13 protein-coding genes are annotated in these 14,347 nt (G+C 39.8%); 8 read left to right on the top strand and 5 right to left on the bottom strand.

Features of this window, described 5'->3' with window-relative positions; genetic code table 11:
• Positions 1–155: 155 nt before the first annotated feature.
• The 8 genes from LS69_RS08250 (at position 156) to LS69_RS08215 (ending at position 7,922) form a co-directional block, all read left to right on the top strand.
• Positions 156–1,427 (top strand): coproporphyrinogen III oxidase family protein, encoded by a 1,272-nt coding sequence (locus LS69_RS08250; protein ID WP_138123986.1) that lies wholly within the window; start codon positions 156–158, stop codon positions 1,425–1,427.
• Between the two features lie 110 nt (positions 1,428–1,537).
• Positions 1,538–2,611, top strand: a complete 1,074-nt coding sequence (gene pyrD, locus LS69_RS08245; RefSeq protein ID WP_138123984.1) for a dihydroorotate dehydrogenase (quinone) — start codon at positions 1,538–1,540, stop codon at positions 2,609–2,611.
• Between the two features lie 59 nt (positions 2,612–2,670).
• Positions 2,671–3,939 carry a pitrilysin family protein gene (locus LS69_RS08240; RefSeq protein WP_138123982.1) on the top strand — a complete coding sequence of 423 codons (1,269 nt, stop codon included), beginning with the start codon at positions 2,671–2,673 and terminating at the stop codon, positions 3,937–3,939.
• 8 nt (positions 3,940–3,947) lie between these two features.
• Positions 3,948–4,847, top strand: coding sequence for a 4-hydroxy-tetrahydrodipicolinate synthase (gene dapA / locus LS69_RS08235; RefSeq protein WP_138123980.1), 900 nt, complete (start codon positions 3,948–3,950; stop codon positions 4,845–4,847).
• Positions 4,844–5,626 carry an enoyl-ACP reductase gene (locus LS69_RS08230; RefSeq protein WP_138123978.1) on the top strand — a complete coding sequence of 261 codons (783 nt, stop codon included), beginning with the start codon at positions 4,844–4,846 and terminating at the stop codon, positions 5,624–5,626. The genes dapA and LS69_RS08230 overlap by 4 nt, the downstream gene beginning before the upstream one ends.
• Positions 5,626–6,168 (top strand): CDP-diacylglycerol--glycerol-3-phosphate 3-phosphatidyltransferase, encoded by a 543-nt coding sequence (gene pgsA, locus LS69_RS08225; protein WP_138123976.1) that lies wholly within the window; start codon positions 5,626–5,628, stop codon positions 6,166–6,168. The genes LS69_RS08230 and pgsA overlap by 1 nt, the downstream gene beginning before the upstream one ends.
• Positions 6,169–7,239 (top strand): RIP metalloprotease RseP, encoded by a 1,071-nt coding sequence (rseP, locus tag LS69_RS08220; protein ID WP_138123974.1) that lies wholly within the window; start codon positions 6,169–6,171, stop codon positions 7,237–7,239. It abuts the gene before it with no gap.
• 8 nt (positions 7,240–7,247) lie between these two features.
• Positions 7,248–7,922, top strand: a complete 675-nt coding sequence (locus LS69_RS08215) for a YggS family pyridoxal phosphate-dependent enzyme (protein WP_138123972.1) — start codon at positions 7,248–7,250, stop codon at positions 7,920–7,922.
• A gap of 192 nt (positions 7,923–8,114) precedes the next feature.
• On the opposite strand, the gene LS69_RS08210 is transcribed toward LS69_RS08215, so the two are convergent.
• From LS69_RS08210 to LS69_RS08190, 5 genes are all read right to left on the bottom strand, one after another.
• Positions 8,115–9,830 carry a protein hydE gene (locus LS69_RS08210; RefSeq protein ID WP_238699273.1) on the bottom strand — a complete coding sequence of 572 codons (1,716 nt, stop codon included), beginning with the start codon at positions 9,828–9,830 and terminating at the stop codon, positions 8,115–8,117.
• Positions 9,830–10,369, bottom strand: coding sequence for a HyaD/HybD family hydrogenase maturation endopeptidase (locus tag LS69_RS08205; protein ID WP_138123970.1), 540 nt, complete (start codon positions 10,367–10,369; stop codon positions 9,830–9,832). Before LS69_RS08205 ends, LS69_RS08210 begins: the two co-directional genes overlap by 1 nt.
• A 75-nt stretch (positions 10,370–10,444) precedes the next feature.
• Entirely contained in the window at positions 10,445–11,122 is a 678-nt protein-coding gene (gene cybH / locus LS69_RS08200) for a Ni/Fe-hydrogenase, b-type cytochrome subunit (protein ID WP_138123968.1), read from the bottom strand.
• Positions 11,123–11,131: 9 nt separating this feature from the next.
• Positions 11,132–12,868 (bottom strand): nickel-dependent hydrogenase large subunit, encoded by a 1,737-nt coding sequence (locus LS69_RS08195; protein WP_138123966.1) that lies wholly within the window; start codon positions 12,866–12,868, stop codon positions 11,132–11,134.
• A 16-nt stretch (positions 12,869–12,884) separates the two neighbouring features.
• Positions 12,885–14,030, bottom strand: coding sequence for a hydrogenase small subunit (locus tag LS69_RS08190; RefSeq protein WP_138123964.1), 1,146 nt, complete (start codon positions 14,028–14,030; stop codon positions 12,885–12,887).
• Between the last annotated feature and the right edge of the window lie 317 nt (positions 14,031–14,347).

Here is a 14,347-nt window from a genome sequence, read left to right as displayed (position 1 = left end):
ATGGATTGTTTTAGGATTCTACATAGCATTTAAAAACTCAACCTTTGTTAAGAATTATTGTTAAGATTGCTTGAATTTTATGTTTTATTCAAACAATATCTTTTATAATCGCCGATTTTATTTTTGGAATCCTAAATAAAGAGTGCAAACTATCAATGATACAACAAAATTTTTCAACTCGTTTTGTAAATTGCGTAATGCGTTGGGCAACGAATCGTTATTTGTGCTTACAACAAAGTGCGCTTAATCTCCTCCCGCCACCCAATCCCAACAAAAATTATTTGCTTTATATCCATGTGCCTTTTTGCGCTACGCTTTGCACCTATTGTTCCTTTAATCGTTTTTTGTTTCAAGAAGAAAAGGCGCGTCATTATTTTTTAAATTTGCGCGAAGAAATGCGAAGAGTAAAGGATTTGGGATATGATTTTAAGGCAATCTATGTCGGGGGCGGGACGACTTCTATTCTACCTGATGAGCTTTGCAAAACGCTTGATTTAGCCAAATCACTTTTTAATGTGCAAGAAGTCTCCTGTGAATCTGACCCAAATCACTTGCAAAAAGAGACTTTAGAGCAGTTTAAAGGTAGGATTGATAGGCTTTCTGTGGGTGTGCAAAGCTTTGATGATGGAATCCTGCGCAAAATCGGACGCTATGAGAAGTTTGGTAGCGGGGAGGAAGTGCGCAAAAAGCTAGAGAAAGCAATCGGGATACTACCGATTTTGAATGTGGATTTGATTTTTAATTTCCCTAATCAAACGCGAGAAATGTTAGCTAGAGATTTGGAGATTGTCCGCGCACTTGCTCCTAATCAACTCACTACTTATCCTCTAATGTCCTCGCCATCAGTCAAAAGCCTTTTAAAGCGTTCCATTGGAGAAGTGGATTTGCAAAACGAAGCAAGGCTTTATGCGCAGATTTTAGAATCTCTTGCAGATGATTTTGTGCCTTTGTCTAGTTGGGCTTTTTCGCATAGGGGAAGTGAGATTTTTGACGAGTATGTCGTGGATAATGATGAGTATGTCGGGATTGGTTCGGGTTCGTTTAGCTTTCTTGATGGGGTATTGTATGTTAATACTTTTTCGCTTAAGACCTACGCGCAGAGAATCCAAAGCGGAAAAATGGGCGTGGCGAGGGAGCGCAAATACTCCAAAAAAGCGCAGCTTCAATATCGCTTAATGGTAGAGCTTTTTGGGGGAGAAGCAAGTATTGAACGATTCCAAACGCGCTATGGTGCGGATTTGAAAAAGGATTTATTCAAAGAAATTGCATTTTTGCGTTTGAGCGGTAATATCATCAAAAAAGGCAATGCGTATTATCCAACCAATAAGGGAAAATATTTATTTTTGTCTATGATGAAAGAGTTTTATATCGGTATGGATAGAGTGCGTGAGGAATCACGCGCAATGCTAAATGCAGAAGATATGTAAAATCTAAGAGCGCAAAGAAAAGTTTAAAATTTATCATAACTTTATTAAAAAATGTTACAATTTCAGAATTTTTTAAAACCAGCGGAAATTTCTAAAATATTGAGGTAAAAATGCCACATCAAACACTATATCACGCCTTGCGCCCATTTATCTTCAAAACAAATCCAGAAACAGCCCATAATATCGTGGAATTTTGTAGTAAAATCGCCCCAAAGATTCCGTCGTTTTTATCTTTTTTTTCCAGCAAAAATTGCATTTATGATGCGATTTTAAATCAAGAAATTGACGGAATGCACTTCTATAATCCTGTCGGATTAGCCGCAGGGTTTGATAAGAATGCAAAAATGGTGGAATTGCTTTGTGCCTTAGGATTCTCTCATTTGGAATTAGGAGCAATAACGCCTCTAGCACAAAGTGGCAATGATAAACCGCGCCTTTGGCGACATATACAAGAAGAATCTATCCAAAATGCTTTTGGATTTAACAACGAAGGTGTGAGTGCGGTCAATGCGCGGTTGAATAAAATCTTTCCTTTTGCGATTCCATTGGGGATTAATATTGGCAAAAACAAAACAACTCCACAAGAAGAGGCAATTAAGGATTATTTGAGTTTGGCGCGACATTTTATGCAGAGTAGCGACTATTTGAGTGTGAATCTTTCTTCTCCTAATACGCCAAATTTGCGTGATTTACAAAATGAAAATTTCATTAAAGAGCTTTTTTTAGAGCTTTGCAAAGTCTATCACAAGCCTATTTATCTAAAAATCGCCCCAGATTTAGAGATAGATTCCGCATTAGGCTTGATAGAAGCGGCAATTCATAGTGGCGCAAAAGGAATCATCGCAACCAATACAACATTAGATTATAGTCTTGTTGCACACCCAAAAGACAAAGGTGGAATCAGCGGGAAAGTATTAGCTCCCAAAAGTCGCGAGATGTTAAGACAAATCGCTTTAGCATTGAAAACCAAAAACCAAAAAACTACATTAATTAGTGTGGGCGGAATCGCAGATGCGCAAGAAGCCTATACAAGGATTCGTTTAGGTGCGAATCTTGTGCAGGTTTTAAGTGCGCTGATTTTTGAAGGTCCAAGCTTGGTAAGGCAAATCAATTTGGGTTTAAAAAGCCACTTAGAGCGTGATGGATTTAATCATATCAGTGAGGCAATAGGCGTAGATTTATGAGATTTGGACGCATTCTTTTAAAGATTTTTTGTATCCCATTCTTTTTAATAGGAGTTTTAATGGCAGAAAATACCGCTAAATCCGTGCTTCCAAAGCACTATCAAACAAGACTTAAAAATGGTTTGGAAGTCGTGATTATCCCGCTTAAAAATCAAAGTGGCGTTATTACAACCGATATATTTTATAAAGTCGGTAGTCGCAATGAAATTATGGGCAAAAGTGGAATTGCACACATGTTAGAACATCTTAACTTTAAATCTACCAAAAACCTAAAAGCAGGTGAGTTTGATAGAATCGTTAAGGGTTTTGGGGGTTCTACTAATGCGGCTACGAGTTTTGATTACACGCATTATTATGTCAAATCTAGCACACACAATCTCACAAAGTCTTTAGAGTTATTTAGCGAATTAATGCAGAATCTTAGTCTAAAAGACGAGGAATTTCAGCCTGAACGCAAAGTTGTCGCAGAAGAAAGATTGTGGCGGACTGATAATAATCCAATGGGATATTTGTATTTTAGGCTTTTTAATACCGCTTTTATTTACCACCCTTACCATTGGACGCCCATTGGCTTTATGGACGATATTAGAAATTGGAGCATTGAGGACATAAGAGCGTTTCATCGTCTTTATTATCAGCCACAAAATGCGGTGGTTGTGATTGCAGGGGATATTGATGAAAAAGAAGCGTTAAAAGAAGTCAAAAAGCATTTTGAGAAGATTCCAAATACAAGCGCAATTCCTCCTAAAATCCACACGCAAGAACCCAAACAAGAGGGCGAACGCAGAGTAAAAGTGCATAAGAGTAGTGAGGTGGAGATTTTAACCCTTGCCTTTAGGATTCCGCCTTTTAATCATAAAGACCAAATCGCATTAAGCGCATTAAGCGAGATTCTAAGTGGTGGCAGAAGTAGCCCATTGGTGAGTGAAATCGTGGATAAAAAACGACTTGCAACAGAGGTTTATGCCTACAATATGGACTTGAGAGATGATGGGTTGTTTATTATTATGGGCTTAGCAAATGTCGGCGTGAGTTTGGAGAAGCTAGAGAAAGCGATTCTGTTAGAAATTGAAAAAATCCAACAAGGGAAATTAAAAGTCGCAGAATTAGAAAAAGCGAAAACGAATTTACGCACAAATTTTTTATACGAGTTGGAATCTAGTAGCGGTGTGGCAAGTTTGTTTGGTAGTTATATTGTGCGTGATGATTTAGACGCACTCTTGCATTTTGAACAAGATTTTGATAATCTAAGTTTAGAAGATATTGTTGCTGTGGCGCAAAAGTATTTTGTGGCTCAAAATGCGACGATTTTAACTTTAAGCAAATAAGGAAAGCAATGCAAGTAGCAAATCAAGTCAAAGGCGCGATGACTGCGCTGATTACTCCTTTTAAAAACAATGCGTTGGATTTAGAAAAATACGAATCTTTAATCAAAAGGCAGATTCAATATGGTATGGACGCGATTGTGCCTGTTGGCACGACAGGGGAGAGTGCGACGCTTAGTCATAAAGAACATAAAGAATGTATTGAGGTGGCGGTGAGTGTTTGCAAAGGAAGCAAGGTAAAAGTGCTTGCGGGTGCGGGAAGCAACTCCACGCAAGAAGCGATTGAACTTGCGAAGTTTGCCCAAGATTGCGGTGCAGATGCGATTTTGTGCGTTACACCTTATTACAACAAACCCACGCAAGAAGGCTTGTTTTTGCACTATAAAGCAGTGGCAAACGCGGTGAGTATTCCTCTTATGCTTTATAATGTTCCCGGACGCACAGGCGTGAATTTAGAAACCCAAACGATTCTAAGACTTTTCAAAGAGATTCCAAACATTTATGGCGTCAAAGAAGCAAGTGGGAGCATTGAAAAAGTGATTGATTTAAATATGAATGCCAAAGATTTAAGCATTGCAAGTGGCGAAGATGCGATTAATTATCCGATTCTAAGCTGTGGAGGGGTTGGAGTGATTTCAGTTACTTCTAATCTTCTACCTAATAAAATCGCAGAATTAACCCATGTGCTTTTAGAGTCGCATGATTACGACCGCGCAAGAGAGCTAAACAACGAGCTTTATGCTATTAATAAAGCCTTATTTATTGAAAGCAATCCGATTCCAATTAAAGCAGCAATGTATCTAAGTGGGCTTTTGGAGACTTTGGAATATCGTTTGCCATTGGTTGCACCAAGTGCGCAAAATTTAAAATATCTTGAAAAAATCTTAAGTCAATACGAGGTAGTAAAATGAAAGAAAACTTTAAGGGCAAAACTTTAGTGATTAGTGGTGCAACGCGTGGAATCGGCAAAGCGATTCTTTATCGTTTCGCGCAAAATGGGGTGAATGTTGCTTTTACTTACAATAAAAACCAAGAAGAAGCGAACAAGATTATCGCAGATGTGGAATCGCGCTTTGGCATTAAAGCAAGAGCGTATCCTCTTGATGTATTAGCTCCAGAAACCTATAAAGATTTATTTGTAAAAATTGATGAAGATTTTGAGAGGGTGGATTTTTTTGTCAGCAATGCAATTATTTATGGTAAAAGTGTTGTGGGAGGATTCGCGCCATTTATGCGATTGAAGCCTAAAGGATTGAATAATATTTACACAGCTACCGTTCTTGCTTTTGTCGTAGGAGCGCAAGAAGCCGCTAAGCGAATGCAAAAAGTAGGGGGCGGGAGCATTATTTCTCTAAGCTCTACGGGGAATCTCGTGTATATGCCAAACTACGCGGGGCATGGGAACTCCAAAAATGCCGTAGAAACAATGGTAAAATACGCCGCAATGGAGCTTGGAGAATACAATATTCGCGTCAATGCAGTCAGCGGAGGACCTATTGAAACAGACGCACTTAAAGCATTTCCGGATTTTGCAGAGATTAAAGCAAAGGTAGTAGAACAAAGTCCGCTCAATCGTATGGGAGCTCCAGAGGATATTGCGGGAGCTTGTTTGTTTTTGTGTGATAGTGATGCGAGTGCTTGGCTAACGGGGCAAACTATCGTGATTGATGGAGGAACAAGCTTTAAATAATGAAATTAGAATCTCTGCCTAATTGTTTAACGATTCTTCGGATTGCACTTGCATTTCTTTTGCTCACGCTAATTTTGTATGGACATTGGATTTTGCCTCCGCCAATCCACCCGACTTGGATTAATTATTTTGCTTGTTTGATTTTTTGTATCGCGAGTATTACGGATTTTTTTGATGGTTTTATCGCGCGAACTTTTAATGTTACAAGCGTTTTTGGGGAGATTTTTGACCCATTGGCAGACAAACTTTTAATGCTTGCGGCACTCATTGGACTTTTGGTGTGGAATCGCGCCGATGTGTGGGCGGTGTTTTTGATTTTAGGGCGCGAATTTTTTATCACAGGATTGCGTGTTGTCGCAGCAAGTAAGGGGATTAAAGTCGCCGCTTCAAATCTAGGCAAATACAAAACCGGTTTGCAAATCACCGCGATTGCGTTTTTGTTAATGGATTATTCTTTTGGCGGGGCGACTTTGTGGCTTGCGGTTGCCTTGACGCTTTATTCGGGTTATGACTATGTCAAAATGTATGCAAAGGCGCGTTAAATGGGCTTGATTAGTTCTATTTTAGTTTTATCTTTTTTGGTATTTTTCCATGAATTGGGACATTTTTTAGCGGCAAAACTTTTTGGTGTGCGCGTGGAGGCTTTTAGCATAGGATTTGGCAAAACAAGAATCCTTAAAAAACAAATCGGAGAGACGGAATATTCTCTGCGTCCGATTCCTTTAGGAGGGTTTGTCCAACTCAAAGGACAGAGTGATTTTGACCCGACAATTCGCGACACTTCTAGCGATAGTTTGTATGGAATCCAAGCTTATCAGCGATTGATTATTTTGGGTGCGGGTTCGTTTTTTAATCTCCTCTTGGCTTTTTTGCTTTTTGTTGCGATTGGCTTAATGGGCAAAAATGAGTTAGCTCCGATAGTTGGCAAGGTAGAAGCCAATATGCCAGCAGCGATTGCAGGATTAAAAAGTGGCGATGAGATTCTTAGTGTGAATGGGCAAGGTGTGCGGACTTGGGAGGCTTTGAGCCAAAGAATCGCGAAATCTAAGGGAGCATTAGAGATTGGGTTTTTGCGTGATTCTAAAGAATATCAAGTCGTGTTGAATCCAAAGTTTGGCGAATCCAAAAATCTTTTTGGCGAGAGTATTTCGCGTCCCTTGATTGGGATTGTTTCTAGTGGTGAGATGCGCATCGTTTCTTATGGTTTTTTGGATTCTTTAGGTTATGCTTGGGGACAAACTTTAGAATCTAGCCAACTGATTTTACAAAGCATTGAGAAGCTTATTTCAGGCGTCGTTCCGCTTAGCGAGGTGGGAGGCGTGGTTTCTATTGTGAGCATTACCAAAAAAGCAAGTGAGCTTGGAATCGTTACGCTTTTTGCCTTTACTGCCCTAATTTCTGTGAATCTTGGAATCCTAAACTTACTTCCGATTCCAGCACTTGATGGTGGGCATATTCTTTTTACACTTTATGAAATGCTAACCAAAAGAATCCCAACGCAAAACACTTTCTATCGCCTAAGTATGGCGGGTTGGATTGTATTGCTCGGGTTAATGGGGCTTGGATTGTATAATGATGTTTTGCGCATTATTCATGGCACAATGCCTTTTTAAGGAGATTTATGCAAGAGAAATTGAATCAAAACCTAATATCTGTAATTGAAAAAATAGAAAAGGCAAGAATTGCTACAGATAGACATAGAATCGTGCGTTTGGTTGCGGTGAGTAAGTATTCCACAGAGGAAGAAATCGCCGCGCTTTATGCTTGTGGGCAACGCGCTTTTGGAGAAAACAAAGTGCAGGATTTAAAGACGAAATCTAAAATTTTGGAATCCCTCCCGCTAGAATGGCATTTCATCGGTTCTTTACAAAGCAACAAAATCAACGCTCTTTTGAGCTTGAATCCTTTTATGTTTCAGAGTTTGCATTCTTTGGAGTTGGCAGAACAATTACAGAAGCGATTGCAGAGTGAAAATAAGTCGTTGCGGACTTTACTGCAAGTCAATAGTGCCAAAGAAACAAGCAAAAGCGGCTTTATGCCAGAAGTTGCTTATGAGGCTTATTTGGAGATTTTGGAATCTTGTCCTAATATTGAGTTGGTAGGTTTGATGAGTATTGGGGCGCATACGCAGGATAGAGCGGTGGTTCAAAAAAGCTTTGAAACTACACATAAGATTTTTGAGAAATTGCAAAATAAAGGCGCAAATACCCTTAGTATGGGAATGAGCGATGATTTTGAATTGGCGATTTCTTGTGGCAGTAATTGTGTGCGATTAGGAAGTGTGTTGTTTAAATGATTAATGAATCTTTGGCTAGTGAAACACGCTTTTAATTGTGCTATTATCGCAAAGCTATATCATTCTGTCATTGCGAAGCTCTTGTAAAGGGGTGGGCAATCTATAATATTGAACTTAAGAAAATATACAATGGAATCTCTAAGGACGAGATTCCGCATTATAGATTGTTTTAGCTTTGTTTTACGAGGGTGGCTAGTTTGTAAATTCCATTGTTTGACAAGGATAAACTTCGGAAGTTTTAGGAAGATAGTGCAAAAATTGATTGGTAAATTGCGTGTTTAAAAACAATTCTCCGCAAATCACGATTCCTTTTGTTTGGTAGTTTTCTTCCATATCGCGACTGAAATTTGCAAAAAATTCCGCTAAGGAATCCAAAATCCCAAAACAGAGTAACTCATTTTCTACCTCTGCGAGTTTGAAGCTCATTACCGAACGCAAAGTTTGCAAGGTGTCTAGTATGATTTTGTTTTCATCATTGCGCACAAGTCTAAAGTCAATGCGCGGACCTTTTTTGCCTAGAAATTTTTGTGCGCATTCAATGAGAATAATGGCGCTTTTTTTGAGGTTGGAAGCCTCTCCTAGTCCAAGCAAAACACCACACATTCCAAGCAAATCCAATAGATTATGCGAAAGAATGGAATCTTTGGGCAAGGATTCTAGTGATTGGATTAGCAAAGGGTGCTTTTCAGAGAAGTTTTTAAGCAAACTTTGTGTAGTTTGGTTGAGGGTTTTAAGCGTTTCTAAAATCGCCCCTAAATTGCTTTGGAAGCTAAAGTCTAACGCTTCTTTAAAGCTCCCATCAAAATAAACCCAAAAAAGCGTTTGCTCTCTGCCGATATAGCATACATTGACGCGTTGTAGGGATTCTTCGGCAATGGTTTGCCTAAAAGCATTTGCGACAGAATTTGGCTGATAAGTCTGAAAGCAATGCGGCAAAAGAAGTGAGTTTTGGGCGACGCTTAAAGTCAAGGGTTGAGAATCTTGAGAGATAAACTCACAGATTCCATCGTCTCTTTTTTGGCTTAGAGGCAATAAATACAAGCCCATATTGGATTCTAAAAATTTACTTAAAAGCACCAAATAGGGTTCAAAAGGTAGAATCACTTGCACAGAGTTGGGGAAAAACTTTTCAAAAATACCTTTTGGCGCAAGGTTTAGAATCGGTTTTTCTAAAGTTGCAAGTGCTTGTAGCTCTTCATTTTCAGCCCTAAAAAGCAATTTGACATTTGCAAGTGAGTTTGGCATAAAATAAAAATCATTGGCAAGTTCTTCTTGATTTGGCGGATTGTTTTCGTCCAAAAGCAACAATTCGTATTTGCCAAAAATGGTTTTGACAAAAACGCGTTCTCCACTTTTTAGAAGCGTTGCGATTCGTTCAAGGGAATTTATTAAGGCTTTAGAATCGCGGATTTCTACCCTTTGTCCCGCGTTTAAAAGCGTGAGTTTTGTTGGTTTGAAATCTATCCAATCTGCCCATAAATCACAAAACAAAGAGGATTCCTTATCGCCTAAGAGTTGTAATTCCAAAGGAGTTAAAAAGTTGGAGATAGAATCTTCTTTGGGCTTTATACAATGCGCTTGGCTAAAGGATTTTAAAATCAAAAGTTCCTTAAAAGCCCATTGCAAAGAGAGTGGAATATAGTGTTGCAAACAATCGCTAAACTCTAAAATTTCTTTTTGACTGCCTTGCACTTCTAATTGGAATGAGCTTTTGGAATTTTGCACAAATTGCCCTTGTAGATTTGCTTTGTTGCATAGATTGTATTTTTTGAGTGCGGAATCTAGGGCTTTGAGTAAGAAATTTTGAATCTCTTGTGATGTATGGAGATTGGTAATTTGAGCAAAAACAAAGGCAACAACTAGGGGAGGGGATTTTTGGGATTCTAATTCTGTCGTTCGCGGGGTCATTAATATCCTTTGTATGAGAGACGCGCGATTTCTTGCAAGTCTTGATTGGCTTTTTTGCTAACCTGAACGCCAAGAGATTCTAAATATTTGATAGCTTGTGATTCCATTAATTTTGCGGCTTGTTTCACTTCTTGCGTGAGTTCAAATGTAGGATTTTCACCGATGATAAAGGGCTTCACTCCTAAAATTTTAGTGGGTGGCAAATCGCCTAGCATTTCAATCATTCGCAGGGTTTGCAGCATTTCTACTTCGTGCGCACTTCCAGCCCAAGTGATTTGATTAGGAATCGCGGAAAAATCAAAGAAATAAACATCGCCTATCTTCGCGTCTTTAGCGTCAATGGAATCAAGAATTAGCACAGAATCGTATTGCGTGATGAGTGGGATTAGATGTTGCGCCATTGTCCCGCCATCTATGATTTCTACGCTATGTTGTTCCCCGCTAAAATTGTAGTTGAGTTTTAAAAGGTTGGATAAATGCACCCCGATTCCCTCGTCACCAAAGAGAATGTTGCCGATACCTAAGATTAGGATTTTCATATTTGCCTTAGATGATTTTAAAGGGCGATTCGCACGAAACGAATCGCGCCAGATATTTTAATGAAAGAGTGCGCATTAAATAGGCTCGTCTTTTTCGAACTTCACACCGCTAAAAATCGTATCCACACCAGCACCTGGGAATTTCACGCTATTCCAACTTGCCATATAAATATGAATAGGGATAAAGATAATAAACGCCCATGTTAGGATATGATGAATCAAACGCACATTTGCGATTCCACCACAAAGCACTTCTAGCGGCTTCATTAAAGGCGCGATGAATCCGCCAAGTCCTTCGTGATAAACATGCGCATAAAGCACAAGTCCGCTAAGGGAGATTGCGATAATCAAAAACATCACTCCTAAGTAAGTGGCAAGTTGCAATGGGTTGTAAGCTCCCTTTAAATGCGGGTGTCCGCCAAAAAGAAGATAACTTTTTAAAACACCAAACCACACAAAAGGATTAAAAAAATCTAAAACAGAGCGTCTTTCCATCGCACATTCGCGTGTGAAAAGCAGATAAAGGCGAAAAATTGTTACTGCAATTAGTATAAAACCAATTATCAAATGCCAACTACGCACAGAAGCGTAGAGAAATCCTGTGGGTTCGCCCGTGAAGTTGTTGGGTGCTAAAAAAGGATAAGCAAGATAGAATCCTGTTGCGATGAGCGCGAAGATTGCCAATGCTCTAATCCAATGGAAAATGCGTGTAAGTTTAGAAAACTCATACACGGCTTTGTATTTTGTTTCCATATTCTCTCCTTAGATTTTGCAATTCATAGCGATTGGGTCAAGTCTGTATTGGCTGATTTCATTGCCTTTAGTATCCATTAAATGCACCGCACACGCAATACAAGGGTCAAAAGAATGGATTGTGCGCACAATCTCTAATGGCTTTGTAATGTCTTGCACCTTGATTCCTACCAATGAAGCTTCATAAGGTCCCATTTGCTGTTTGGAATCTTTAGGTCCTGCATTCCAAGTGCTTGGCACAACGGCTTGATAATTTGCAACTATGCCGTCCTTGATTCTCACCCAATGGCTTAACATACCACGCGGAACATTGCCGATATAGCGTCCTTTGTATTCTTTGTTTTTGTCAATCTTATAAGGCGCACAAGTGGTTTGGTCGCCTGTTTTGAGATTCTCTACCAAAGAATTAAAAGCTTCGATTCCATAATCCGTAGAAAGTTTGCACTCCAACAAACGCGCAGCAGTTCTGCCTAATGTGCTAAAGAGTGCCTCTAGAGGTAATCCTGTATCTTCTAAGAATTGTGTTGCGATTTTGGTGATGCGAGGGTTCTTTGCCGCTAAACCTACAACCACCGTTGCAAGAGGTCCTACTTCCATTGGCTCACCATTATAGCGCGGGGATTTAATCCAGCTGTATTTGCCCTCCATATTAATCCCTTTGGTTTTGATGGGGTTGCCATCAGGTCCGATTGTATCTACCTCTGTGAATCCTGTATAGTTTGGTTCTGTTTCGCCATCATAAGGGTGGAGAGCTTTATCGTTTTGATACCAAGAATGCGTTGCTTCTTCGGTGATGAGTTCTTCATTGATTTCTAAAAGCTTAGAAATATCCCCACCACGAACAACTCCGCTACTATAAAGCGTTTCATTGTGATTGACAGGAATTTCTGCATAAGAGATGAAATTGCGCACACCACAACCTTTTAACACACTAGGTTCGTTTTTGAAAACTTCCGCAGCCATTACCACATCGGCATAATACGCACGGTTAATGAAATCCCCAACTTCTTTGTATTTGGTGAGCCAATCTCCTAATCGGCTTGGGTCTAAAATATCCGCAACACAAGTTACGCCGCCCACGGTTAAGCTTTGTGGGTGAGGTTGTTTGGCTCCAAAAATCGCCATCATTTGCGCGGCTACTCTTTGCACTTCTAGTGCTTTTAGGTAGTGAGAAAGCACAATTAAGTTTTGTTCGGGCGAGAATTTGTAAGTCTTATGCCCCCAATAAGCATTCGCGAAAGGTCCTAAGCCTTGTTTTGCACTTGCAAAGGCTTTGACTTTTTCTTGCACAGCGGCAAGTTCATCAGCTCCGGTTGCGATTGGATTTTTAGAGTATTTAAAGGCAAGTTCAGAAGCTTTTTTGGGGTCTGCTTTAAGGGCTTCTGTAATATCGCACCAATCCAATCCATGCAAGTGATAGAAATGCACCAAGTGGTCGTGCATTACGAGAGAAACATTCATCAGGCTTCGCACCATTTGCGCGTTAAAAGGAATCTGAATGCCAAGAGCATTTTCTACCGCGGTGATTCCTGCTTTGTAGTGAGAAAATGTGCAAACCCCACAGATTCTTTGCACCATAAAGCCCACATCTCTAGGGTCGCGATTCCTTACGATAACCTCCAAGCCACGCCACAAAGTGGAGCTAGAGTAAGCATCGGTAATGACATTGTTTTCATCTACAATGACTTCAATTCTTAAATGCCCTTCAATCCTTGTAATAGGATCTACAATAATTCTTTTTGTCATAAACTCCTCCTTGTCTCTAGTCTTTTTTGAGATTACTTAATACCGCGTGTGCTGCCATACCGATTGCCGCTACACCAAGCAAGGTGATTCCGATATTATCCGCCGTGCGGTCTGCCCCGCTGAAAAATGGCGCGTTGTAGAGCTTACTTGCAAGAGGTTCTTCAAAAGGTCCCATTGTATCCCAGAAGTTTGGCTCACTACAACCAATACAACCATGTCCTGCTTGGATAGGCCAACTTGTATGGGAGTTAAAGCGGAGTTTGGAGCAGTTGTTGAAAGTATAAGGTCCTTTACAGCCAACTTTATAGAGGCAATAGCCGTTTTTCGCGCCCTCATCGCCGAATCTTTGCACAAACTCACCCGCGTCAAAATGTCCGCGTCTTTCGCATAAATCGTGGATTCTTAAGCCATAAGCCCATTTTGGACGATTAAAAGCATCAACTTGAGGCAAAGTGCCAAAAAGCAAGAAATGGATTACATTGCCTACAATATTTTTTTCGCTTGGAGGACAGCCCGGCACATTAATCACAGGTTTATTGGTAACCGCACTTAATGGTTTTGCTGCGGTTGGATTTGGGTTTGCTGCTTGGATTCCACCGAAGCTTGAACAGGTCCCAATCGCAAAAATCGCAGCTGCATTTTCACTCGCTTCCCTTGCGCTTTCTAAACCTGTTTTGCCAAATGCGCCAATCGTAAGATATTGCCCCTCTAATGCAGTAGGCACTCCACCTTCTACCATTAATACATAGCGTCCTTTATATTTTTGTATAGCGGATTCCAAATTTTCTTCTGCTTGGTAACCCGCTGCTGCCATAATCGTTTCGTGATATTCCAAAGAAATATAATCAAAAATCAAACTTGCAATCCCCGGACCATCGCTTCTTAGGAGGCTTTCGCTACAACCTGTGCATTCTGCTAAGTGCAACCAAATCACGGGTAAGCGGTCTGCAACTTCTGCGGCTTTAGCGGTTAGCGGCGTGAAACTTGCCGGTAAAGATAGCATAGCAGTCATTGTTCCTGCCCATTTCATAAAGTCTCTTCTTGAGATTCCCTTTTCTTTTAGCATTTTTTTAATGCTGTTGCCTTTTTTGAGGCTAGGGAGTTTAGCGACATTCGCAAGCCTTTCTTGAGCCTGTTTCAAGAGTGTTTGTTCTCTTTCCATTGCCTTAACCTTTAATTTGAGATAATTAAGTTAAATGAAATTTATCCTTTTTTGGCTTAAAAAGTGTTGTAAAATAGAAAATTTCTTTAAAAAATTCATAGAATCAATGTAGCAATTTTACCCTAAAATATTCTTTGGGATTCTGCTTATTATTTCGCATTGCCTATTTTTCTATGATATTGTGCAAGAATTGCTTATCGTCATTACGAGAGTTTTGTAAAAACTCGTGGCAATCTATAATGTTGGGTTTCAAGGAAAATAATACAATGGAATCTTTAATGTGAGATTCTAAGCGTGGATTGCTTCGTTGCACTTCG

The organism is Helicobacter sp. MIT 05-5294, from assembly GCF_000765675.1.
GTDB lineage: Bacteria > Campylobacterota > Campylobacteria > Campylobacterales > Helicobacteraceae > Helicobacter_D.
The sequence above is the reverse complement of the archived record's forward strand: the minus strand, read 5'-3'. Positions and strand labels throughout refer to the sequence as shown.

Coding starts and splice junctions, on each gene's coding strand:
- LS69_RS08250 (WP_138123986.1), top strand. CDS start 156: ATGATACAACAAAATTTTTCAACTCGTTTTGTAAATTGCGTAATGCGT.
- pyrD (WP_138123984.1), top strand. CDS start 1,538: ATGCCACATCAAACACTATATCACGCCTTGCGCCCATTTATCTTCAAA.
- LS69_RS08240 (WP_138123982.1), top strand. CDS start 2,671: ATGGCAGAAAATACCGCTAAATCCGTGCTTCCAAAGCACTATCAAACA.
- dapA (WP_138123980.1), top strand. CDS start 3,948: ATGCAAGTAGCAAATCAAGTCAAAGGCGCGATGACTGCGCTGATTACT.
- LS69_RS08230 (WP_138123978.1), top strand. CDS start 4,844: ATGAAAGAAAACTTTAAGGGCAAAACTTTAGTGATTAGTGGTGCAACG.
- pgsA (WP_138123976.1), top strand. CDS start 5,626: ATGAAATTAGAATCTCTGCCTAATTGTTTAACGATTCTTCGGATTGCA.
- rseP (WP_138123974.1), top strand. CDS start 6,169: ATGGGCTTGATTAGTTCTATTTTAGTTTTATCTTTTTTGGTATTTTTC.
- LS69_RS08215 (WP_138123972.1), top strand. CDS start 7,248: ATGCAAGAGAAATTGAATCAAAACCTAATATCTGTAATTGAAAAAATA.
- LS69_RS08210 (WP_238699273.1), bottom strand. CDS start 9,830: ATGACCCCGCGAACGACAGAATTAGAATCCCAAAAATCCCCTCCCCTA.
- LS69_RS08205 (WP_138123970.1), bottom strand. CDS start 10,369: ATGAAAATCCTAATCTTAGGTATCGGCAACATTCTCTTTGGTGACGAG.
- cybH (WP_138123968.1), bottom strand. CDS start 11,122: ATGGAAACAAAATACAAAGCCGTGTATGAGTTTTCTAAACTTACACGC.
- LS69_RS08195 (WP_138123966.1), bottom strand. CDS start 12,868: ATGACAAAAAGAATTATTGTAGATCCTATTACAAGGATTGAAGGGCAT.
- LS69_RS08190 (WP_138123964.1), bottom strand. CDS start 14,030: ATGGAAAGAGAACAAACACTCTTGAAACAGGCTCAAGAAAGGCTTGCG.